At 58.5% G+C, this 23,386-nt stretch carries 22 protein-coding genes; 11 read left to right on the top strand and 11 right to left on the bottom strand.

Annotated features, from left to right (window positions below):
* Window positions 1-231: 231 nt before the first annotated feature.
* The 6 genes from lon (at window position 232) to cmoB (ending at window position 6,252) form a co-directional block, all read left to right on the top strand.
* Window positions 232-2,661 carry an endopeptidase La gene (gene lon / locus FHL07_RS04280; protein ID WP_138738143.1) on the top strand — a complete coding sequence of 810 codons (2,430 nt, stop codon included), beginning with the start codon at window positions 232-234 and terminating at the stop codon, window positions 2,659-2,661.
* A 210-nt stretch (window positions 2,662-2,871) separates the two neighbouring features.
* Window positions 2,872-3,366, top strand: coding sequence for a hypothetical protein (locus FHL07_RS04275; protein WP_095001438.1), 495 nt, complete (start codon window positions 2,872-2,874; stop codon window positions 3,364-3,366).
* A 75-nt stretch (window positions 3,367-3,441) separates the two neighbouring features.
* Complete coding sequence (locus FHL07_RS04270) at window positions 3,442-3,834, top strand: protease inhibitor I42 family protein (protein ID WP_088379088.1); 393 nt, start codon at window positions 3,442-3,444, stop codon at window positions 3,832-3,834.
* Between the two features lies 1 nt (window position 3,835).
* Window positions 3,836-4,471: a lysoplasmalogenase gene (locus FHL07_RS04265; protein WP_138738142.1), complete on the top strand. Its 636-nt coding sequence runs from the start codon at window positions 3,836-3,838 to the stop codon at window positions 4,469-4,471.
* Window positions 4,472-4,555: 84 nt separating this feature from the next.
* Window positions 4,556-5,299: a carboxy-S-adenosyl-L-methionine synthase CmoA gene (gene cmoA, locus FHL07_RS04260; RefSeq protein ID WP_095001440.1), complete on the top strand. Its 744-nt coding sequence runs from the start codon at window positions 4,556-4,558 to the stop codon at window positions 5,297-5,299.
* Window positions 5,296-6,252, top strand: coding sequence for a tRNA 5-methoxyuridine(34)/uridine 5-oxyacetic acid(34) synthase CmoB (gene cmoB / locus FHL07_RS04255; protein ID WP_138738141.1), 957 nt, complete (start codon window positions 5,296-5,298; stop codon window positions 6,250-6,252). Before cmoA ends, cmoB begins: the two co-directional genes overlap by 4 nt.
* A gap of 30 nt (window positions 6,253-6,282) precedes the next feature.
* On the opposite strand, the gene tadA is transcribed toward cmoB, so the two are convergent.
* The 7 genes from tadA to treP all read right to left on the bottom strand — a co-directional run bounded on the left by tadA (window position 6,283) and on the right by treP (window position 15,722).
* A complete protein-coding gene (tadA, locus tag FHL07_RS04250; protein ID WP_130871891.1) occupies window positions 6,283-6,771 on the bottom strand; it encodes a tRNA adenosine(34) deaminase TadA in 489 nt (162 codons plus the stop codon).
* Entirely contained in the window at window positions 6,771-8,147 is a 1,377-nt protein-coding gene (locus FHL07_RS04245; RefSeq protein WP_095001443.1) for a multicopper oxidase family protein, read from the bottom strand. Before FHL07_RS04245 ends, tadA begins: the two co-directional genes overlap by 1 nt.
* 233 nt (window positions 8,148-8,380) lie before the next feature.
* Window positions 8,381-8,656, bottom strand: coding sequence for a PTS transporter subunit EIIB (locus FHL07_RS04235; RefSeq protein ID WP_095001444.1), 276 nt, complete (start codon window positions 8,654-8,656; stop codon window positions 8,381-8,383).
* 2 nt (window positions 8,657-8,658) lie between these two features.
* Complete coding sequence (gene ptsP / locus FHL07_RS04230) at window positions 8,659-11,184, bottom strand: phosphoenolpyruvate--protein phosphotransferase (RefSeq protein WP_138738140.1); 2,526 nt, start codon at window positions 11,182-11,184, stop codon at window positions 8,659-8,661.
* A 59-nt stretch (window positions 11,185-11,243) separates the two neighbouring features.
* On the bottom strand, window positions 11,244-12,467 hold the full coding sequence (locus FHL07_RS04225; RefSeq protein ID WP_138738139.1) for a maltoporin: 1,224 nt from the start codon (window positions 12,465-12,467) through the stop codon (window positions 11,244-11,246).
* 38 nt (window positions 12,468-12,505) lie between these two features.
* Window positions 12,506-14,149 (bottom strand): alpha,alpha-phosphotrehalase, encoded by a 1,644-nt coding sequence (gene treC / locus FHL07_RS04220; protein WP_095031958.1) that lies wholly within the window; start codon window positions 14,147-14,149, stop codon window positions 12,506-12,508.
* Between the two features lie 130 nt (window positions 14,150-14,279).
* On the bottom strand, window positions 14,280-15,722 hold the full coding sequence (gene treP / locus FHL07_RS04215; RefSeq protein ID WP_095001447.1) for a PTS system trehalose-specific EIIBC component: 1,443 nt from the start codon (window positions 15,720-15,722) through the stop codon (window positions 14,280-14,282).
* A gap of 195 nt (window positions 15,723-15,917) precedes the next feature.
* Between treP and treR the strand changes: the two genes are divergently transcribed.
* Window positions 15,918-16,622 (top strand): trehalose operon repressor, encoded by a 705-nt coding sequence (treR, locus tag FHL07_RS04210; RefSeq protein ID WP_095001448.1) that lies wholly within the window; start codon window positions 15,918-15,920, stop codon window positions 16,620-16,622.
* Window positions 16,623-16,665: 43 nt separating this feature from the next.
* On the opposite strand, the gene FHL07_RS04205 is transcribed toward treR, so the two are convergent.
* Window positions 16,666-17,322, bottom strand: coding sequence for a trypsin-like peptidase domain-containing protein (locus tag FHL07_RS04205; protein WP_095001449.1), 657 nt, complete (start codon window positions 17,320-17,322; stop codon window positions 16,666-16,668).
* Between the two features lie 301 nt (window positions 17,323-17,623).
* Entirely contained in the window at window positions 17,624-18,181 is a 558-nt protein-coding gene (locus tag FHL07_RS04200; RefSeq protein ID WP_095018344.1) for a hypothetical protein, read from the bottom strand.
* 116 nt (window positions 18,182-18,297) lie between these two features.
* Between FHL07_RS04200 and FHL07_RS04195 the strand changes: the two genes are divergently transcribed.
* The 3 genes from FHL07_RS04195 to FHL07_RS04185 are packed head-to-tail and all read left to right on the top strand — an operon-like array spanning window position 18,298 to window position 19,529.
* Complete coding sequence (locus FHL07_RS04195; protein WP_095018343.1) at window positions 18,298-18,609, top strand: hypothetical protein; 312 nt, start codon at window positions 18,298-18,300, stop codon at window positions 18,607-18,609.
* 25 nt (window positions 18,610-18,634) lie between these two features.
* A complete protein-coding gene (locus tag FHL07_RS04190; RefSeq protein WP_095001452.1) occupies window positions 18,635-18,961 on the top strand; it encodes a hypothetical protein in 327 nt (108 codons plus the stop codon).
* A gap of 25 nt (window positions 18,962-18,986) precedes the next feature.
* Entirely contained in the window at window positions 18,987-19,529 is a 543-nt protein-coding gene (locus FHL07_RS04185; RefSeq protein ID WP_138738138.1) for a hypothetical protein, read from the top strand.
* Window positions 19,530-20,036: 507 nt separating this feature from the next.
* On the opposite strand, the gene FHL07_RS04175 is transcribed toward FHL07_RS04185, so the two are convergent.
* Window positions 20,037-21,065, bottom strand: a complete 1,029-nt coding sequence (locus FHL07_RS04175) for an FUSC family protein (protein WP_003443292.1) — start codon at window positions 21,063-21,065, stop codon at window positions 20,037-20,039.
* 13 nt (window positions 21,066-21,078) lie between these two features.
* A complete protein-coding gene (gene lldD, locus FHL07_RS04170) occupies window positions 21,079-22,218 on the bottom strand; it encodes an FMN-dependent L-lactate dehydrogenase LldD (RefSeq protein WP_003443295.1) in 1,140 nt (379 codons plus the stop codon).
* Between the two features lie 132 nt (window positions 22,219-22,350).
* On the opposite strand from lldD, the gene FHL07_RS04165 reads away from it, so the two are divergent.
* Entirely contained in the window at window positions 22,351-23,226 is an 876-nt protein-coding gene (locus tag FHL07_RS04165; RefSeq protein ID WP_010655639.1) for a LysR family transcriptional regulator, read from the top strand.
* The last annotated feature ends 160 nt before the right edge of the window (window positions 23,227-23,386 follow it).

Here is a 23,386-nt window from a genome sequence, read left to right as displayed (position 1 = left end):
AGTTGTTCTGCCGCCGAGGAAGGCGTGAGGCTGGGTTTGATTGCGAAGCGACCATGAAATACGGGCACGAGAATGACCTGATCGTCGGTCAAGCTCCCACAGTTGAATATTCCCTGTACCCGCCTATCCGTCTACGGGGTTTCTTCTCCTTACACATGAAAATCTGTTCACCATTGAAACCACTGGCACCGCGCCCCATCTAACATCCATACCCAATTGCGCAGGTGCCCCATGAGCGACCAGCAAGAGTTTCCGGACAACACCACTGAGTACACCGATGTAGAACACACTGAATCCGAACACCATCCACATTCTGGAGGGACTGAATTGGCATTGCCGGAGCAGAATCTGCCGGACAAGGTTTACATCATTCCGATTCACAATCGGCCGTTCTTCCCGGCACAAGTGCTGCCGGTCATCGTCAATGAAGAACCCTGGGCCGAGACCCTGGAACTGGTCAGCAAATCCCCCCATCACTCCCTGGCGCTGTTTTTTGTCGACACGCCCCCTGATGACCCTCGCCACTTCGACACCAAAAGCCTGCCGGAATACGGCACCCTGGTGAAGGTGCATCACGCCAGCCGCGAAAACGGCAAGTTGCAGTTTGTGGCCCAGGGCCTGAGCCGCGTGCGTATCAGCATGTGGCTCAAGCATCACCGTCCGCCGTATCTGGTTGAGGTCGAGTACCCGCAGCAGCCCAAGGAGCCCACCGACGAGGTGAAGGCCTACGGCATGGCGCTGATCAATGCGATCAAGGAGCTGCTGCCGCTCAACCCGCTGTACAGCGAAGAGCTGAAAAACTACCTCAATCGTTTTAGCCCGAATGATCCGTCGCCGCTGACCGATTTCGCAGCGGCCCTGACGTCTGCCACCGGCAACGAGCTGCAACAGGTGCTCGATTGCGTGCCGATGCTCAAACGCATGGAAAAAGTGCTGCCCATGCTGCGCAAGGAGGTCGAGGTAGCGCGGCTGCAAAAAGAGATTTCAGCCGAAGTTAACCTTAAGATCGGCGAACATCAGCGCGAATTCTTCCTCAAGGAACAGCTCAAGGTCATCCAGCAGGAGCTTGGGCTGACCAAGGATGATCGCAGCGCCGATATCGAACAGTTCAAGCAGCGCCTTGAAGGCAAGACCCTGCCGGCCCAGGCGCAAAAGCGCATTGATGACGAGATCAACAAACTGTCGATCCTGGAAACCGGGTCGCCGGAATACGCCGTGACCCGTAACTACCTGGACTGGGCGTCGTCGGTGCCCTGGGGCGTGCTGGGTGAAGACAAGCTCGACCTCAAGCACGCCCGCAAGGTGATCGACGCCCATCATGCCGGCCTTGATGACATCAAGGATCGCATCCTCGAATTCCTCGCCGTCGGGGCCTACAAAGGCTCGGTCAGCGGTTCGATCGTACTGCTGGTCGGCCCGCCGGGCGTGGGCAAAACCAGTATCGGCAAGTCGATCGCCGAGTCCCTGGGCCGCCCGTTCTACCGTTTCAGCGTCGGCGGCATGCGCGACGAGGCCGAGATCAAGGGCCATCGCCGCACCTACATTGGCGCCCAGCCGGGCAAACTGGTGCAGGCACTGAAAGATGTTGAAGTAATGAACCCGGTGATCATGCTCGACGAAATCGACAAGATGGGCCAGAGCTTCCAGGGCGACCCCGCTTCGGCCTTGCTGGAAACCCTCGACCCGGAACAGAACGTCGACTTCCTCGACCATTACCTCGACCTGCGCCTTGATCTGTCCAAAGTGCTATTTGTATGTACCGCCAACACCCTGGACTCGATCCCCGGCCCGTTGCTCGATCGTATGGAAGTGATTCGCCTCTCGGGTTACATCACGGAAGAAAAAGTCGCGATCGCCAAGCGTCATCTGTGGCCAAAACAGCTCGAAAAAGCAGGCGTGGCCAAAGACAAACTGAGCATCAGCGACAGCGCCCTGCGCGCGGTGATTGACGGTTATGCCCGCGAAGCCGGGGTGCGCCAGCTGGAAAAACAACTGGGCAAACTGGTACGCAAGGCCGTGGTCAAGCTGCTGGCAGACCCCAAAGCCGTGATCAAGATCGGCCCCAAAGACCTTGAAGCTTCACTGGGCATGCCGGTGTTCCGTAACGAACAGGTCATCAGCGGTACCGGGGTGATTACCGGCCTGGCCTGGACCAGCATGGGCGGAGCGACGCTGCCGATCGAGGCAACACGTATTCACACCCTCAATCGCGGCTTCAAGCTGACCGGGCAACTGGGTGAAGTGATGAAAGAGTCGGCTGAAATCGCCTACAGCTACATCAGCTCAAACCTGAAGCAATTTGGCGGCGATCCGAAGTTCTTCGATGAAGCTTTTGTCCACCTGCATGTGCCTGAAGGGGCCACGCCCAAAGATGGCCCCAGCGCAGGCGTGACCATGGCCAGCGCCCTGCTGTCGCTGGCTCGCAATCAGCCGCCGAAAAAAGGCATCGCCATGACCGGCGAATTGACCCTGACCGGGCATGTGTTGCCGATTGGCGGCGTGCGCGAAAAAGTAATTGCGGCGCGCAGGCAAAAAATCAACGAACTGATTCTGCCCGAACCGAACCGCGGGCATTTCGAAGAGCTGCCCGATTATCTGAAGGAAGGCATCACCGTACACTTTGCCAAGCGCTTTACCGATGTGGCCAAGGTGCTGTTTTAAAACTGTTTGTAGGCCCTGACTTGCCTGCGATTGCCTCACTGCGGCTAATCAGGCAAGTCGGGCTTAAAGCAACACAGTTCGAATATTGGATCCAAAATTCCACGCAAGTCGCGTACTAGACACGTCTACTGTCATTTATGACAGTAGACGTTTGTTCATTTCCCATCCTTAATAGAGCCAATTCCCACAAAAATAATGCAGGAAAAGAATATGGCACTTCATCATCCTGTATATGAGAACCCGGATGTCCTGAGGCTCAAGGAGTCAGGACAAAAAATCTTCAACCCCAGAACCCGGGGAGAACTCAAGGCCGAACTGCTGGATCGTCCCGCGTTTACCGCGCAGGAAATGACCTTTGCCAGCAGCCAGAAAAAAATCGTCATTACCGGTGAGTTCGATGACTTTGGCTCAACCGCTTATCGCGCGGTTGCGTTCACCCTGGATATCAATATCCAGTCGGGTATCTACCGGTTCCAAAAAGACGAACACGGCCCCATCCTGTCCATGTCCTACATCGAGTGCGTTGAAATCGATGGCCGCCAGGTGTATCACTTGAATCAGGCCGATGTCGGCACCCTGCACCTGAGCGTGGTCGAAAGTTGCTACAGCGCCCGGCTGTTCACCATGGAAGGCCTGGACCACAACAGCAACAGCATGGAGATGTGCGGCGAATTCAGCATCAGCCCGCCCCACGCCTCTTTCTGATCGGCAGGCGACGAATGGCGCAGCTCCCTTCATGGGTTATGCTGCGCCCTTGTGTTTGCCTGACCGGAGCCTTCAATGCCCCCTGTACGCCTTATCCCCCTGCTTGGCCTCAGCCTGCTGACGGCCTGTGCCCAACAGCCTGCACACAACGTTACGCTCGAAGATCAAAGCGACTGCCCCCAGCAACTGCATGTGGGCCAGCAACTGATCCTGTCGTTGCCGAGCAACCCCACCACCGGCTACCGCTGGGCTATCCAGGACTCCGCAGGCGGCGTGCTGCGCAGCCTCGGCCCGGAGGTCTACACCAGCAGCGATAATGGCCAGTTGCTGGGCAGCGGTGGTCAATCGACATGGCGCTTTCAGGTATTTGCCCCTGGCAGCGGGCGCCTGCGCCTGACCTCTCAGCAACCGTGGGAACCCGAAGCCGAACCCGCGCAGGTGTTCGACTGCCCGATTACGGTGAACTGATATGGCGTGGCTGATCCTTGCGATCATGGGTGCTGTCACCTACCTCTATGGCGTCAGCACGCACGCCATGGTGCTGTGCCTGCTGACCAAGCCCGTACCGGTACTGGCATTGCTCGGCTGGCTGTACAGCGGGCCTGTCAGCCCCTATCGACACTGGATCAGCATAGGCCTGGGGTTTTCTCTGCTGGGCGACATTCTGCTGGCCTGGCCACAGGACCTGTTTGTATTTGGCCTTGGGGCGTTTTTGTTTGCCCACCTGGCCTATCTCAAGGCCTACCTGGTGGACTGCCGCCGCGCAGCCGTGCCGGCCTTGATCCTGGCACTGCTTGCCGGTGGCAGCTTGTTGAGTGTCATGGCCAGCCAGGGTCTGGGCGATTTGCTGGTGCCCGTGGGCGTCTACGCCCTGGCCATCAGCGCCATGCTCTGGCGCGCCCTCGCCCGCCTCGGCAGCGGCGTACCGAAACACTCGGCCTGGCTGGCAGCCGCCGGGGCGCTGGCGTTTGTGGTCTCGGACAGCCTGATCGGCATCGATCGCTTTGTGCAACCGTTCAGCGCCGCGCCCTATCTGATCATCCTCAGTTACTGGCTGGGCCAGTGGGGCATTGCCGCCTCGGTGTTTTCCCAGGGCAAACGCTGAACGCTTTATCAGACAGACCGCGCATCCCGGCGCCAACTTGGCTAAAATGCCGCCCCTTTTGAAAATTCCACCGCCGGAACCGCCGTGAGCAAAGAACCCGACCGTATTTTCGCCCAGCCCCTGACCCAGGTGCCGGACTTCGCCTTCAACGAAGACGTTGTGCGGGTGTTCCCGGACATGATCAAACGCTCGGTGCCCGGCTACCCGACCATTGTCGAGAACCTTGGCGTGCTCGCCGCCCAGTTCGCCCGGCCCGACAGCGTACTGTACGACCTGGGTTGCTCACTGGGCGCCGTCACCCAGGCCCTGCGCCGCCATGTGCGCACTGAAGGCTGCAAGGTGATTGCGGTGGACAATTCGGCGGCGATGGTCGAGCGCTGCCGCGAGTACCTCAATGGGCAGAACTCGATGTTTCAGGAGCTGCTGCCGGTTGAAGTCATCGAAGGCGACATCCTGGCCCTGGCGTTCGAGCCGGCCTCGGTGGTGGCGCTGAACTTCACCCTGCAATTCATCGCCCCCCAGGAGCGCCTAGCACTGTTGGGCCGTATCCGTCAGTCGCTGCTGCCGGGTGGCGCCCTGATCCTCTCGGAAAAGCTGCGTTTCAGCGACCCCGAAGAGCATGGGCTGCTGACTGATCTGCATGTGGCGTTCAAGCGCGCCAACGGCTACAGCGATCTGGAGATCGCACAAAAGCGCAGCGCCATCGAAAACGTCATGAAGCCCGACAGCCTCGAAGAACACCGCGAACGCCTGCTGGCGGCCGGGTTCTCGAAAGTCGTGCCGTGGTTCCAGTGTCTTAACTTTGCCTCGTTGATTGCCTTGCCATGATTGATCTGTCCCCACTTGCCCGGCGTCTGGCCGGCACTCCATTGGCTGAATGGGCCAACACCCTGCAAGCCCAGCTCGACGTCAAGATGGAGAAAGGCCACGGCGACCTGGAGCGCTGGCAAAGCGCGCTGGATGCCTTGCCCGACGTCAAGCCGAGCGAAATCGACCTGTTGAACGGCCTGACCCTGGACACCGACTGCGACGACGCCACCCGTGCACAGATGAGCGAAGCCCTGATGGGCCTGTCACCGTGGCGCAAAGGCCCGTTCGACATGTTTGGCGTTCACGTCGATACCGAGTGGCACTCGGACTGGAAATGGTCGCGGGTCGCGCCGCATGTCGACCTCAAGGGCAAGCGCATCCTCGATGTGGGCTGCGGCAACGGCTACTACATGTGGCGCATGCTCGGCGCAGGCGCCCACAGCGTAATCGGCGTCGACCCCAACTGGCTGTTCTTCTGCCAGTTCCAGGCCGTGCAACGCTTTTTGCAGCAGGAAGCGGCGTGGCACCTGCCGTTTCCTTTCGAAGACCTGCCGCCGAACCTGGAAGGTTTCGACACTGTATTTTCCATGGGTGTGTTCTACCACCGCCGTTCGCCCATCGAACACCTGCTGGCCCTGAAAGACTGCCTGGTCAAAGGCGGCGAACTGGTGCTGGAAACCCTGGTGATAGAAGGTGACGTGAACCAGGTGCTAGTGCCGGAAGACCGCTACGCGCAGATGCGCAACGTGTGGTTTCTGCCCTCGATCCCGGCGCTGGAGCGCTGGTTGCGCCGTGCCGGTTTCAGCGATGTGCGCTGCGTCGACGTGAGCGTCACCACCGTTGAAGAACAACGTGCCACCGAGTGGATGAAGTACCAGTCGTTGAGCGACTACCTGGACCCGAACGACCACAGCAAAACCATCGAAGGCCTGCCGGCGCCAATGCGGGCGGTGATTGTGGCCAGGAAGTAACACACGCCCTTCACCCCTGTGGGAGCGGGCTCAGCGAGCCCTTCTGGCCTTGAAGAACTCGCTGAGGATCGCCCCGCACTCTTCAGCCAATACCCCGCCTTCATACAGCACCCGGTGATTCAAAAAGCCCTGGGAGAAAAACTGCCCCTGGCTTTGCACAATCCCGGCCTTGGGCTCCAGCGCGCCATACACCACCCGTGCCACCCGGGCGTGCACGATCAGCCCCGCACACATGCTGCATGGCTCCAGCGTCACGTACAGCGTGCTGCCCGGGAGCCGGTAGTTGCTGACAGCCGTCGCTGCATCACGGATCGCCATCATTTCGGCATGAGCACTGGGGTCGCTGCCGCTGATCGGGCAATTAAAGCCACGGCCGATGACTTCACCGTCCTGCACCAGCACCGCACCCACCGGCACTTCACCCAGCGCTGCGCCTTGAGCGGCCAGCGCCAGCGCTTCGCGCATAAAGTCTTGATCGCGGCTGCGGTCGATAATCAGGGGTTGACGCCCTTGTCGCATCAGGAAACCTCAATAGCGGCCATCAGGCCGGTTTCCATGTGATCAATCACATGGCAGTGGAACATCCACACGCCAGGATTATCCGCCACCAGCGCCACGCGGGCACGTTCGTTTTTGCCCAGCAGATAGGTGTCAGTAAAATACGGAATGATTTTTTTGCGATTGGAGGCCAGCACCTTGAAACTCATGCCATGCAAATGGATGGGGTGCTGGTACTGGGTCATATTCTTCAATTCAAAGATATAGCTCTGACCCAGCTTGAGTTTGGCAATCGGTCGGTCAGCGCAGGTCTTGTCCTTGATATCCCAGGCCACACCGTTGATCTGCCAAAGGCTCGGAGGCTGATCCGGGCCCAGGTTCTCGGACATCGAACCGACCCACTCAAAGTTGAAGTTGATCTTCTCGGCATTGGCCACGTCGGGCTCGGCAATCGGGTTGGCGGGCAACGCCGGTGGCCACTCGCCCGGTGCATCGGTGCTGGCAACCGAACGCAAAGTGCCCAGCCGTACCGGGCCGTCACGCAACGACAGTTCCTCACCGGCGGGCGGGGCCTTGATTGCCAGGCAAATACGCATGCCCGGGCCCAGCCAGTAATCCTTGCCCAACGGCCTTGGCTCGATGGGGTTGCCATCCAGCGCGTAGATCATCGCTTCCACGCCGGGGATATTCAGGCGATAGGTCAGGGTGTTGTCGAGGTTGAGAATACGCACACGGGTGATCTGCCCTGCAGGCAGGTCGATGGTCGGCACATGGCTGCCATTGATGGTCGACAGGCGCCCCGCCGTACCGCCACGGGCCGCTTCGCGGGTGATGCTGAACGGCAGGAAGCCGCCCTCTTCATCGACGTGCCAGTTCTTGATGCTCAGGGTGCGCTCGTGCTTGAAGCCGGTAGGCTCGCGCTCTTCGACGATCAGCGGGCCGACCAGGCCACGACCCAGCTCTTCGCTGCTGTTGACGTGGGGGTGATACCAGTAGCTGCCGGCATCGGGCACGCGGAACTTGTAGTCGAAGTATTCTCCGGGCAATACCGGTAGTTGCGAGACGTAGGGGACGCCGTCCATTTCCAGGGGCAGGCGGATACCGTGCCAGTGGATGGTGGTTGCGACTGGCAGATGGTTGATAAAGCGCACCCGCAGCCACTCACCCTGACGCACGCGCAGCTCGGTACCTGGAGCCGATGGACCGAACGCCCAGGCCTGGGTGATATGGCCGGGCACCAGCTCGACGTCCAGTGGCGCGCTGATCAGTTCGTAATCGTGGCCGGCGTTCTCGGCAGCCACCTTGCCCAGCCAGTAACGCGAAGCGCCTCCTGCGCCAACACCCACCACTACCAGGCCGGCCAGACCACCGAGTATTTGTCGACGGGTAAAGGACATGGATTCAACTACCTCTCGTATCCGGCGCGGGCGTTGGGCCCGCAAAAGGCGAATACGATACACCTGCAATTGCGAAACAGTAAGGGCGGGGTGGCGAAGGGTCACAGCTGGCAGGCAAACACAGCCTGTGGGAGCGGGCTTGCTCGTGATTGGATCGCTGCGGTGTTGCAGGTACACCACAGTGCTGTCATCGCGAGCAAGCCCGCACCCACCTAAGGGCCGCAGGACTGGGTTTACAACCCCACCACCAGATGCACCACCCCACCCGGCAGGCTCAGGATCCCAGGCACACCCGCCACACGCAGGGCTTGCGGATCCAGGCGGGTGATATCGGCCAGCTCCACACGGATCCGGGTCAAGGCCACCCGCTGCTCGGTCTTGATATTGCCGCTCCCGCCCAGCGCAGCCAGCACCGTTTTATCCAGTGTCGACACCGGTTTAGCGGGCTCATCCACCACCAGATCGGGTGTCAGGGCCTTCCAGAATGCTTTAAGCGCTTTATCGAACATGTTCAGGACTCCAACTCGGTCATGGGTTGCACCAATGGCTGCAATGCAGCCCGCACCTGCCCGGCACTCTCCAGGCCCAGCACACGCTGCGCCAGGGCCTGGCACGCGACGAAATCCAGCTCTCGAACCCGCGCCTTGATACTCGGGATCAACGGCACGCTCACTGACAACTCATCGACACCCAGCCCCAGCAGCAATGGTACCGCCAGCGTCTCGGAGGCCAGTGCGCCGCACACCCCGACCCATTTGCCGTGGGCATGGGCGGCCTTGACAGTGGTGGCGATCAGGCGCAGCACCGCCGGGTGCAAGCTGTCGGCCTGGCTGGCCAGACGCGGATGGTCCCGGTCCATCGCCAGGGTGTATTGGGTCAGGTCATTGGTACCAATGGAGAAAAAATCCACCTCGGGGGCAAACAGATCCGCCATCAACGCTGCTGCCGGCACTTCGATCATGATGCCCAGTTTTGGCAGGGTCTTGATCCCCAGCGCCAGCGCCTGCTCCTCGAGCAACTGGCGGGCCATGCGCAACTCGGACAGCTGCGTGACCATCGGCAACATAATGTGCAGACGGGTCAGGTCGGCACTGGCCAGAATCGCGCTGAACTGCTCACGCAACAGGTGTGGACGCTCAAGGCACAAGCGGATTCCGCGCATGCCCAAAAATGGATTGGCCTCGTGGGCCATCGGTACATAGGCCAGTGGTTTGTCGCCGCCCACATCCAGCGTGCGCACCACCAGATTGTGCCCGGTACCCACGACACCGGCGATGGCGCTGTAAGTGGCAACCTGCTCGGCATGGCTGGGGGGGCTGCTGCGTTCCAGATAAAGGAACTCGGAGCGCAGTAAGCCGACCCCTTCTGCCCCCAGGCTCACCGCTTGCTCTGCCTCGGCCAGGGACGCGATATTGGCGCTGACTTCGATACGTACCCCGTCACGGGTACTGGCTGGCTGTGCCGCCTGCTGCAAATCCTGCTGCTGACGCTGGTGCTGAAGGGCACGCTGGAGGGTGAGCTGGCGGATCCGCTGCGGATCCGGCTCCAGGTGCAGCTGCCCCTGATCCGCATCGAGCAACACCTCGGTTCCGTTAGCCAGCCCCAGCACCTGCGGCGACATACCGCAAAGTGCCGGCAAGCCCAGCGCCCGGGCCAGAATCGCCACATGACTGCTGGCACCGCCACCGACCGTGGCAAAGCCTGCAACCTTGCGGGTATCCAGGGTTGCGATCTGCGACGGGGTCAGTTGCTCGGCAATCAGGATGGCCAGATCCGGCAACTCCGGTGCGCAGTCCTGAACCCCGAGTATCAGTTTGAGTACGCGCTGGCCGACATCGTCCAGATCCAGCGCGCGCTCGGCCAGCAAGCGATTGCCCAGGCCTTTGAACAGGGTCGCGGTTTCGTGTGTAGCACTCTGCCAGGCGAATGCTGCGCTCTTGCCCTGCTCGATCAGCCCGAAAGCCTGCTCCAGCAAACCGGGGTCTTCCAGCAGCTCCTGGTGAGCGTTGAAAATCTCGGCCTGAGCCTTGCCCTGTGTGTTGTCGCACAGCGTTTGCAGCTGCGCGGAGGCTCCTGCCAGGGCCTGTTGCAACTGCTCGCGCTCGTGGCGCTGGTCGGTTGCCAGTTCGCTGATCTGCAACACGCTTTCTGTCAGTTGCACAACATGACCGAAGGCCGAACCCGGTGACGCACAGACCCCGCGCAATTCGTTGCTGGCCACAGGCTCCGGCACTGCTACTGGCTGCGCTTCGGGCGCCACAGCCACGACCGATTCGCCGCAACCCTCAGCCAGCAGTTCACTCAGCACCTTGAGCGCTTGCTCGGCATCTGAGCCGCAGGCACTGAGGTAAACGCTGTCGCCGCAAACCGTCTGCAGGGCCATGATCGCTACCAGCGACTTGGCATTGGCGCTCTCACCCTGTTTGTGCAAATGAAGGGTTGCCGCAAAGCCTTTCGCCGCCTGGGCGAGCACCGCTGCAGGACGGGCGTGCAAGCCGTTGGGGTTGGGCAGACGCTGCGGCTGGGAACGCTGGGTATCGCCGGCTTGCACCTCGGCCACTGTCTCGGCCTGCCCCAGTTGCAGACGCAACAGCGGCTGGCCCGTTTCGACCAGAACGCCACCTGGTGACGGGGCCACAAAAGGTTCGCCGCTGACCACCAGCATCAGCGTCAACAGGCTGCGGGCATGCAGGGCGATGTAGTCTGCATCGAACTCGATTAGCGCCTGCCCCGCGGTTACCTGCTGGCCCTCCTCGACCAGCGCCGTAAAGCCCTTGCCGCCCAGGTTGACGGTATCCAGACCAATATGCAGCAACACCTGCACGCCATTGGCATGGGTGATGCTGATGGCGTGGCCGGTGTGTTGCAAGTTACTGATCACCCCGGCCAGCGGCGCACAAAGCACCTGCGACGTCGGATCGATACACAGGCCGTCGCCTATCAGGCGACTGGCAAACACCGGGTCGGGCACGTTATCCAGCGCCATCAGCACACCGGACAGCGGTGCCAGCAATTCCACTTGTTGGGATGTGACCATAACTTCACCTGCAGTTGATTCGGTTAAATGCCGATGGAGCGCGAGCCCCGACAGCTCGCTTACTTCCACCAGTACTCGACTTGCAAACCTGCGTTGGAACCGTGACGGGCCGAACCGAATGCACCGCTGTCGGAGAGCGCCGAGCCTGCATCAAACTCATTGGCGGCGCGCTGTGCCGCAGCGTTCCAGCTGGCATAGGTGTAATACAAACGCACTTCCGGGCGCGTCCAGAAACCTGGGCCCTTGGGTGACCAGGTGGGCGCGAAAGTGAACTTGCTCAACTTGCGCGTACCGTCCGCGGCCTTGACCTGATCGTGCCCCAGCCCGGTGACCAGCTTGAACTGCTCACTGATCGCGTAAGTCGGGCGCACGCCCAAAGACAGCCACTCCTGATTGCCGCCGTCGGGGCGAAAATCCTTCTGGTACACCGCCTCCACCTGCCCGCCGAAACGCGGCGTCAGTTGCCAGTCGAAAAACTCGACGATGCGATAACGCTTGCTGCTGTTATCCAGGCGAAAGTCGCCGGTATAGCCCAGGCCGGTGCCCGAGCCTTCGCCGTACTGCACGGCAAACTTGTTCTTGCCCCCCAGAAACTCGCTCTGCACATGCTGCGCGGTAATGGCCCAGCCACTGTGGGCGTCAGTGCGCTCGGGCTTGTCCAGATAACTGAGGCCCAACTCCAGCTCACCGCCGGGGTTGGTGTTGAAACCGGCCACGTTGAAGTCGTGGCGAGTCACATAGTTTTCCTGGTACAGGTTGTCTTTGCGCGACAGGGCGTAGCTGTATTTCAAGCCACCGATCAGTACATCCTCGATACCGGCACCGGTGGCGCTCTGGTTCCAGTAGTAGAAGTCGGAAATATGGATGTCGTTACGCTTGTAGTAACGGCGCCCGGCCCACAGTGAGCCGCCGTTGAGACCCGGCAGGTTCGACCACTGCGCGTACAGTTGCGGCAGACGCGCCGAACCGTTGTCGCCCTGGAAAGTCAGCTGGCGGTCGTACTGGTTGTACAGCGAGGCCATGCCATCGACGCTCAGTACCGAGCCATCGTCAAAGCTGTACACGTCCTGGCGCAGTTCCAGCTCGGCGTATTGTTCGCACTCGTTGCCCAGCCGGTACTTGGCCTCGGCACCGGGCAGCTTGAAGCAGGATTGCTTGCCGCCATTGAGCGAGTTGCCCACGCCACTGCGCAAATACCCGGCGAACTCCAGGGCGCTGGCCGACAACGGTGCCAGCAGGCACAGGCTGGCGATACAGATGCTGTAGTTGAGTGAAGATTTCATGGAACGACCTTTTTTATTGTTATGGGTAAAACCGGTAATCACTGCAGATGCAGGGCAAATGACTCATACGGACGCAGTGAAATCCGACTGCTGCGCACCGGGCAGTCGTCGTAGTTGCTGATCAGCAGCCGCTGGCTCAACCCCGCGTCAACCACACCTTCAGGCAGTTCGATATCGCAGGGTGTGCCATAGAAGTTGTTGATCACCAGCAGACTCTCGCCATCGCCCTGACGCACATAGACCCATACCTGCTTATGCTCGGGCAACAACAGACGGTATACACCGTGTTGCAGCAAGGGCTCTGCGCGGCGCAAGGCAATCAATTCGCGGTAGTGATGCAGCACCGAAGCCGGGTCATTGCGCTGGTCTTCAACGTTGATAAACGCCGCGTTGGCGGGGATGCCAATCCACGGTTCGACACTGCTGAAACCGGCATTGGCCTGATGATCCCATTGCATTGGCGTGCGGCCGTTGTCCCGTGACTTTTGCTTGATCGCAGCCATGCATTCGTCGTGAGGCACCCCGGCTTCGCGCTTGAGGCGATAGATATTCAGGGTTTCGACATCGCGATACTGCTCGATATGCTCGAACCCGGGGTTGGTCATGCCGATTTCTTCACCCTGATACACATAGGGTGTGCCTTGCAAAAAATGCAGCGCCGTGGCGAGCATTTTGGCCGAGACCACGCGGTGTTCACCGTCATCGCCAAAACGCGAAACCACACGTGGCTGGTCATGGTTACACCAGAACAGCGCGTTCCAGCCGCCACCGGCCTGCATACCAACCTGCCACTCCGAAAGAATGCCCTTGAGCTGCAGGAAATCGAAATCAGCCCGCACCCACTTCTGCATGTTCGGGTAATCGACTTTCAGGTGATGAAAATTGAAGGTCATCGACAGCTCCTGGCTGTCAGGGCGCGAGTAGCGGATGCAGTGCTCAAGGCTGGTGGACGACATCTCGCCGACGCTGACCAGATCGTGGCCGGCAAACACTTCGCGGTGCATCTCCTGCAGGTACTCATGCACGTTGGGGCCATCGGTATAGAAACGGCGGCCGTCGCTGTCGTCCTGGGGGAAATGCGCCGGTTTCGAGATCAGGTTGATCACATCCAGGCGAAAGCCACCCACGCCCTTGTCCCGCCAGAAGCACATCAGCTTGTAGACCTCGGCGCGTACCTTGGGGTTGTCCCAATTGAGGTCGGCCTGAGTGTGGTCAAACAGGTGCAGATAGTACTGGCCGGTTTGCGCCTCGTATTCCCAGGCCGAGCCGCCGAATTTGGACTCCCAGTTGTTTGGCTGGTCGCGCCAGATATAGAAGTCGCGATACGGGTTGTCGAGGCTGCTGCGCGCCTGCTGGAACCACTCGTGTTCGATGGACGTGTGATTGACCACGATATCAAGCATCAGCTTGAGGCCACGGGCACCGGCTTCGCGGATCAGCAGTTCGCAATCGGCCATGCTGCCGTAACTCGGGTCTATGGCGTAGTAATCGCTGATGTCATAGCCGTTGTCGCGCTGGGGCGAGCGCAGGAACGGCGTCAGCCACAGGTAATCGACGCCCAGCCACTGCAGGTAATCGAGCTTGTCGACCACCCCCCGCAAGTCACCGGTCGCGTTGCCCGCGTGGCTGCAAAAGCTTTTTGGGTAGATCTGATAGATCACTGAACGCTGCCAGTCTTGCATGGGGTGTTCCTTGCTTGGACGTTGTAGCCGCTGGTGCAGGCTGCGATAAGGGCCGCTGGACCGTCTATCAAGACGGGCAGCTTCGCAGCCCATCGCAGCCTTCGGCAGCGGCTACAGGAAAGTGGATGTGCTACGCGACGCGATAACCCGGACGAATGATTTTCAGGCTCAGGCCGCAGGTCAGGACAAACGGCACGACAATGGCCATCAACATGCCGATGACAAACATCGGGATGTACTGCGGAATGATCGAAATAAAGCCGGGCAAGCCGCCAACACCGATGGCCGAAGCCAGCACCTTGTTCAGCGACAGGAAAATGCTGCCCAGCGCCGAGCCGATCAGCGCCGCATAGAACGGGAACTTGTAGCGCAGGTTGATCCCGAACATCGCCGGTTCCGTGATGCCAAAGTACGCCGAGACTGCAGAGGTAGAGGCCATGCTGCGCTCACGCACATTGCGGCTCATGTAGAACACCCCGAGCGCGGCGCTGCCCTGGGCCAGGTTGGACATGACGATCATCGGCCAGATAAAGGTGCCGCCGTGGTTGGCAATCAATTGCAGGTCCACGGCGAGAAACATATGGTGCATGCCGGTAATCACCAGCGGTGCATACAGCAGGCCGAAAATCATTCCGCCGAGCACCGGGGCCACGTCGAACAACAGCACTACGCCTTCGGTAATGAGGATGCCGAGGTGACGGGTCACCGGGCCAATGATCGCCAGCGCCAGCACCCCGGTGATGACGATGGTGGTAATGGGTACCACCAGCAATTGAATGGCATTGGGCACTCGCGCCCGTAGCCATTTCTCTATCACGCTCATCACATAGGCGGCCATCAGGATCGGCAGGATCTGCCCCTGGTAGCCCACTTTCTCGATCTGGAACAGGCCCAGGATGTTGAAGTACGGCAGGCTCTGGCCCTCCAGCCCGGCCACGGCCTTGCCGTAGTTCCAGGCATTGAGCAGGTCGGGGTGAACCAGCATCAGGCCCAGCACAATGCCGAGGATTTCACTGCCGCCAAAACGCTTGGCCGCCGACCAGCCCACCAGCGCGGGCAGGAATACAAAAGAGGTATTGGCCATGAGGTTGATCAGGCTCCACACCCCGTCCAGTTGCGGATAAGCGTCGAGCAGGGTTTTGCCGTCGATAAACATGCCCTTGGCGCCGAGCAGGTTGTTAACCCCCATCAGCAAGCCGGCAATGATCAGGGCGGGCAGGATGGGCATAAACACATCGGAGAACACACGCACCAGACGCTGCATGGCGTTGGCCTTGTCGGCGCCCTGCTGCTTCACGTCGGCGATAGTGGCGGCTGCCAGGCCGGTCTGCTCACGCAGGGCGGCATAGACCTTCTCGACTTCACCGGGGCCGATCACCACCTGGTACAGGCCGCCCGTGAAGAAGGAGCCTTTGACCAGATCGATCTGGTTGAGGGTGGTGCTGTCGACCAGGCTTGGGTCCTTGAGGGCCAGGCGCAAGCGTGTGACGCAATGCGCGGCCTGCTCAACGTTGGCGGCACCACCGAGGCTGTGCAGCAGCTCGCGGGCGATCTGGGAATAGTCGTGGCTCATGCGTGGTCTCGCTTGAATTTTTATTATGGAGCGTCGCTGTGGCAGCACGCCGTAGCAAAAAAATACTCGTCTGTACGAGTTAAAGCAACAACTGGTACAGACGAGTTAGTGATTTTTCTGCCGCGTACTTGCGCTGCCTTCCCTCCAACCCTTAAGGTTCCGGGCCCCGAGCCCAACCGGCATAGAGCCCTCGCCATGACCAAATACAATCAGATCTACACGGATCTGCTTGCCAGTATCACCACTGAACGCCTGGCCCGCGGCGCGCGCCTGCCGTCCGAAACCGAGTTGATGGCCAGCTATGGGGCCAGCCGCGGAACCGTGCGCAAGGCGATTGAACAACTGCAGGAGCGTGGATTTGCCCAGAAGATCCACGGCAAGGGCACTTTTGTATTGTCATCCAGCCCGATCGAGTTCCAGCTGGGCGGTATCGTCAGCTTTCAAGAGACCTACCCGCGCCTGGGCGGTAACGTCAGTACCGAGGTGGTGGAGTTCACCCGGTTCCCGCTCGAAGGCGCACTGTGCGAGAAGTTCGATGTTGCAGCGGGCAGCCTGATAACCCGCATCAAACGCGTGCGCCATATTGATGGCAAGCGGGTGATTCTGGACATCAACCATTTTGTCAGCGACCTGATTCCGGGGCTGGATCAGGCCATTGCCGAGCACTCGATCTATGCCTATATCGAGCAGACCCTGAATCTGCAGATCAGCTATGCCCAGCGCACCATCGAAGCGGTGCCGCGCAGCAAGGACGACCAGCAGCACCTGGACCTGGAAGGTCAGAGCCATGTGATCGTGGTGAGCAACCAGACGTTTCTACAGGATGGGCGCCAGTTCGAGTACACCGAGTCGCGGCATACGCTGGACAAGTTCTACTTTTCGGATGTGGCGCGGCGCTGACATCAAAAAAAGCACCCTCACCTTCCGGGGTGAGGGTGCTTTTTTACTTGGCCGCAAACTTCGACCCACGCCCCCCATCAAGCTGCGCCTGCAACATCCCCCATTCGCGGGCAACAATCGAATACGGGATAAAAATGCTCACTCTCTGCGCGCTCTTCAGCTCAGGCAACGTAATAGCACTGTTCAGGCTGGTCGAATAAAAACCGGCATTGATCCCCACCACGCAACCGTCACTGGCGATCACCGGCCCACCCGACATGCCCTTGACCAGCGGGGCATCATGAATGGCATACAGGTCACCGCTGTGATCTTCGGTATTGCTGAAGGGGGTTTTATACACTTTGCCCTTACCCGTCGTGGTCACAAGGTAAGGGCTCACGCCCACGGCCGTGATGCTCTCTCCCACCTGCGGCGCTCGCCATGCCGGGAAGTGGCCATTGGCTTTATGCTTGATAAAGACCAGATCGCAGCGTGTGCTGCAACGGTATGCAACGTTGGGGATAAACGGGGTATGCCCAGTGGTGACGGCGTAGTCCTCATTCCATTGCACGGCCGAGGCCATGTACATATACGGCATGGGAAAGCCTGAAAAGACGGGAAAGTAAGCTTCATTGACCGGCCCCGACAAGTCGGGCTTCACGAATCCGTTGCATCCTGCAGTGACAACTCCTATTAACAAGAAGGCCATGATCTTGATCATGATAAATCACCGACTTATAGGGAGGATGCGACTGGCTTTGATTGTCAGTATTTTGACTACAGCAAAAACAGCACGCCTAACCAATTGTTTTGGTTGAGGCATGTATTATTTATGGATGAGGTTTTAATAACGCGTATGAATCAATCGAACTAAGCTCAATTGCCATTTCGAGCAATTGCCACGTTCAAATAATTGGCGTCGGAAGTTTGATGATTCAGAACGCCGACCACAAAAAAAGCGATCAACAGTAAAGGTTGATCGCTTTTTATATCAAGCCGGGCTCAAGGCCTTTCATGCACTATCAGTCTGCGGCGCCATCATTTTTTTGAGCGCCAACGGTCTTGCGCTCACCGGTTGGAGAAACTTCATACACGTTCATCACCCAAGTGTCAGCGATCACGGTTTCAACCACGTAATTCTTCTTGGCTTGCGGGGTGAATTGCTGCGCAACAGGCTGCTCTTTGTCGAACGGCGTAGGCATTGGAATACCGTTGAAGGTGAACTGCTTGGCCTTGACCGTCCCTTCCACGTGCACCACTTTGTCTGCATCGACCAGCTTGCTGATGCTGTCAGTGCCACCGCCAATTCGCTTCAGATAGGCCGGTATGCGCTTGAAGTAAGCAGTGTCATAAACACGATCACCCGCGTCATCCATTCGACCGTCGGAATACCCGTACATGTAACTGACAGGGTGATCACCCTCCCCGCCGATGGTACGGAAGGTCAAGCTGGCTTGATGGTCATTCATGACCAGTGGCACGACCGGCGTTGAAGTGAGATCACCCGCCTTACGGCTACTGCAACCGGTCATCACAAGGGCGAGTGTGATTGCTAACGGAACTGCCAGATAAGTTTTCATTCGATCCTTGAACAGTCTGAGTGAAGGACAGTATGGAACCATTTGTTGAATGAAAGTTCCCTATACGATGTTGGCGCATCACACTCTACCCGCGTCAAAACCCAAGGAAGAACGCCATGTTCACGAGGAGCCTGTTGCTGAGTTTTTGCGCTGTGTTACTGGTTGGCTGCACGGGAAGGGGCTTTCAACCACCACCCGGGGACTACACACAGTGGTACAAAAAGGGGGTCACCCAATCAGGCGTCGACAACGCCATGCGTGCTTGCGGGTATACCAATCTTGATGGCGTGGGAGACACCTCGCCGATCGATGTTGTGCTGACGCGGTTCTACTGCATGAAGGACGCCGGGTTCAAGCGCAGGGATAAACTCGATCTGTGCAAGCAAGGCCGTATTGGCGAATCACCCGTATGCGAAGGCCGCCGGTAAACCATTACCAAAAGGAAAACAGGGAATGAACGATCTACGCAACGGACTGTACGGCACCGTACTGGTGTTGGCGGCAGCAGCATTGGGTGGTTGCGCCTCCTCGGCCGCCATCACCGGCGAGCCTGGGGTAAACATGGGCGACAGCTATCAGAGTGTGCTCGCGGTGGTCAGCCGCAACAATACCGTGACCAAACAGGTAGATGGTCAAGGCTTCCGGGCCGAGGGTTACTCAGCGATGTTCAAGGACTGTCGCGTCAAATACTTCCTGTTCCAGGACGCCGATGGTTTGCAGCGCGTGACCTATGAACCTGCGCCGCATCTGTCAGTCAGCCAGAACTGCCGCCAGCCTTAACCTGCCCCTGCGAGTCGATTGCCTGATGAGACTGTTCACTGTAATCCCCGCCGTTCTGCTAGCGCTCAGCGGCTGCGGCCAGGTGGCAAACGTGCGTTCGCTGTCCACCGGCTACATACCCCCGCAGAGCGGCGAGACTGCCCGTATTCGCCTGCTCACCGACGGCCTGGTGCGCGCCGTGCCGGGGCGTGACTGCCTCGACTGGAATGTGCCCGGCGCGGGGGTGATGGCGTCGGCGAAATCCGGCTTCCCCGACCATAACGGTGAAAACCTCGGCATTGCCGGGCCGATCTATTCGTTGGCAGGTTCGGTCTCGTCAGAGCTGGTAGTGCCGGCGAACAAGCCGATCGCGCTCCATTACCTGGGGCGCCTGCAATATGCCCGGCAGTGTGCCAGGACCATGACCTTCGTACCTCGGCCCGGGGTGGATTACCAGGTGCAGGCATCGATGTCGGCAGACTGTTCATTCCTGCTGGATGAGCTTTCAGCTGACGGCATGCAATGGGTCGCTGTCGAACCGAAGCCTGATGGCAAGGTGTCGATGTGTCACGCGATGGATAACTTCTAGCCGAAATCAGCGCGGGTCCATTACCAAGCCACCTAAACACGGCGCCTGGCGATGCACAAAGCTGCCAGAATTTGCCAGACCCAAAAAGCCAAAAGCCCGCAATTAAGCGGGCTTCAGGGTGTTCTTGCTCACGGGTGCCGGACTATGCCGGCCTACCGATTATTCTCACTCTATTATCAACAAGCGCAATAAAACCTTTAAAAGCAGATAACTATCAAACAAAACAAAAGGCATACCATGAAAAGAACCATTCCCGAACGACGCTCTAGATGCTCAGCCCTCCCGCCTCTCATCGCATGACAAGCACCTGTAGAGGGGGTATAGCGCTCTTTGATAGGGCGCACGTGACTACGGCACGATCAGGGCCTACAAACATCCGAGTCAAACCATGAGGAAGAACGCCATGTTCACGCTGAGCCTATTACTGAGTTTTTGCGCGGTGTTACTGGTTGGCTGCACGGGAAGGGGCTTTCAAACCGGCGGTCTAGGAAACACTCCCCTAGTCCTCTACGGCTCAGCCGTTTGCCAGCGAGGAAAAATCACAAGCGAAGCGATGATCGCTAAAAGTGCACCACCGGTGCTGTAGAGCATTCGTAGAAATACCAAATCCAGCTCCGATCCTCCTGACTGGCCAACCTGCGCGACCAGTATGAAATGTGGAGTGAGGAACATCAAATAGCTGATGTGGCTCACAGAGCGCCCTGCCAGGGTGCCAATAGAAACAGGCAGTATCAGTGCAGCCAACAAAAACGGATCATGGATTGCGTAACCAAGAACGGCAGCAATGGCTCCCCCTAAGAAGGTGCCGCCGACTCGCTCCAGAGACATCCTCAACGTTGAATGCATGTAGGGCTGCATGATCAGAAACACCGTAAGGGTCATCCAGTATCCGTAATGCAACGACCACAATTGAACCAACCAAACTGACAGTGCTCCCGACAGCGCAACGCGAAGCCCATGCAGAAAGAAGTTAGATTTCGGTGTGAAATTTGTTCTGAGTGCCGACCATAAAACTGGCCGCTTTGCAGCATCAGGCTGGTCGTACTGACACCATTGGAACAGCAATGCGGAGCCTGTAGCCCATAGGCTGCCATATAGAAAGTAACGTGCATAAGCAAATCCCTGGGCAAAGTCCTTTGCCGGGAATGCAGTGGATACCGCAAATGCCGTCGCTGTCAGCAAAGCGGGAATGCTAATGCGCGCGCCGCAAACCTGGGCGTAAGCGCCAGCAAACGCAAAGAGGGCCGACAGTGCTATAGCCAGTTGCGGCCATACCATCGTCCAAGCACCTAGCCCTGACGCCACGGCGCCGGTGATGCCGAAAACCAGGCCGAAGATACAACCCTTTGGGGACTTATCGCTCGGAATCGACAGATAGCTCCAGAATGCGGCAATCGCTGACCAACAGAACAAGGGGTTGTGTAAGCGAGCCGCTAGGAGCGCCGGCACAGTACAGACAACACCACCACACACTACGTAGCCAATCGGTACATTGCGTACCGCTTCCAACATCTTAACGGTCAGTGATTGCGACATGATCGAACCTTCATTACTCAACTGGAACCAATGCGGTTCGATCGATCTTGTCAATCGAGGTAACACCAGTGAGCGTCATTGCCACGCGCATTTCTTGCGAGAAGATATCCAGCATATTCTCTACCCCGTGCTGTCCGTCGGCGGCCAGAGCGTAAACCGTCGAGCGCCCCAGCAGGCATGCCTTGGCGCCTAAGGCGAGCATGCGCACAACATCCAGCCCGGAACGAATGCCAGAGTCCACCAGCACCGTCAGGTCATCACCCACTACTTCGGCGATGGGAGGCAAAGCCCTAGCGGTGGACAGCACACCGTCCAATTGGCGACCGCCGTGGTTGGAGACCACGATGCCATCAGCGCCGAAACTTACTGCGTCCTTGGCGTCCTGTGGATCAAGGATGCCCTTGATAATCATCGGGCCCTTCCAAAACTCGCGGATCCATTCCAGGTCCTTCCAGCTGATAGAGGGGTCGAAGTTATTGCCTAACCAGCCAACATAATCTTCCAGGGTGGTGGCTTTGCCCAGGTACTTGGAGATGTTGCCCAAATCATGCGGACGACCGAGGATACCGACATTAAACGCCCAATCCGGCCTAGTGGTGGCTTGCAGGATGCGCCGTGAAGCTGCGAGTGGCCCAGACATGCCCGAGTGGGCATCACGGTAACGAGCGCCTGGCGTCGGCATGTCTACGGTGAACACCAGCGTGGTAACGCCGGCTGCTTGAGCACGCTCTAGGGCATTACGCATAAATCCGCGATCCTTGAGCACATAGAGTTGAAACCAGATCGATTGCGAACTCTGGGAACTAACCTCTTCAATCGAGCAGACCGATACTGTGGACAGGCAAAAGGGAATGCCTTTCGTGGCCGCAGCCTTGGCCGCTTGTACTTCACCACGACGGGCATACATACCGGTCAGTCCGACGGGGCTGAGGATGATCGGCAGACTCTGTTCCTTTCCAAAGAGCGTCGTCTTGAGACTCAAACTGTCAACATTTCTCAAGATGCGTTGACGCAAGCTGATGCTGGCGAGGTCAGCGCTATTGGCACGCATTGTGTGTTCGGCATAGGCGCCGCCGTCGATGTAGTCGAACAGAAATCGCGGCAATTTGCGTCTCGCGGCTTCGCGATAGTCGGATGCCGATGAAATAATCATTATCTACAACTCCTAGGTCTCTAGAAAATTTCAGCGACGTAGGACGTTGCTGAGTGAATTTCACGATAAGGGATTGTTGAGTATGATAAAAACAACTTTTTCTACTCGAATTGAGTCGCTATTGGAATACACATGAATCTCAGAACGCTGCGGGTGTTTGTAGAAGTGGTGCGCCAGGGAGGTTTCTCCCAAGCTGCGGAGGTTGTGTCTTTGACTCAGTCCTCAGTCAGCAAGGCAGTCAGGACGCTCGAGGATGAGCTAGGTACGCCACTGCTGAACCGTATCGGCCATAAAAGCGAGTTGACGGCCGCAGGTGAGATTGCCTATCGGCGCGCACTGGTATTACTCGCAGAGCGGAACGATCTGATCGCAGAGATCAATGAACTGCGCGACCTGAAGGGCGGTACGCTGCGGATCGGCTTGCCGCCTGTAGGCTCCGGGGTATTGTTCGCTGAGATGTTTGCTACTTATCGCAGCCGCTATCCGATGGTGAATATAGAACTGATAGAGCACGGTAGTAAGAAACTGTGTGAGTGCCTGGAGGCCGGAGAGGTGGACTTGGCAGCACTACTGATTCCGATCGATGAAACTTTCGCTTATCAGGAAGTGCGCAACGAGCCTTTAGTGGTTGTGCTGCCTAGCGCCCATTCGCTTTCGCGACGCAAGCGAATGAACTTCAGTGATCTGGCGGATTCGCCATTCATCCTCTTTGATGAGGGGTTTGCGCTTAACGCATTAATTATGGCCGCTTGTGATCGAAGAGGGATTGTGCCCCGGGTGACGGCCCGCAGCGGGCAGATTGATTTCATCGCCGACCTGGTAGCTGCAGGTTTAGGGGTGGCATTTTTACCGCGAATGCTTGCGCAAAAACATAAACATGCGGGCATCGCTCTAGTACCTCTTGAAGAGCCACACACGGATTGGAATATTGCACTCGCTTGGCGTGCCGGTGCGCATTTGCCTCCGGCTGCAATGGCTTGGTTAGATCTGGCCAAAGAGCTGAGATAGTGCAATGGCTTTTGCTCGGATATCCAAGCGCTGGTAGTCAATAAAAACACCGGCCTACCTGGTGAAGGGGTCGGGTGGTTTTTAGTTAAGGAAGAAGAGTTCGCTACTCTGCCCCGCCATCAGAAGCAGGTAATTGTCAAAGCCGAACTCAATCACGTTT

This window comes from Pseudomonas sp. FSL W7-0098 (genome assembly GCF_005930585.1).
Taxonomy (GTDB): domain Bacteria; phylum Pseudomonadota; class Gammaproteobacteria; order Pseudomonadales; family Pseudomonadaceae; genus Aquipseudomonas; species Aquipseudomonas bubulae.
This window is presented reverse-complemented; position numbering and strand designations above follow the sequence as displayed.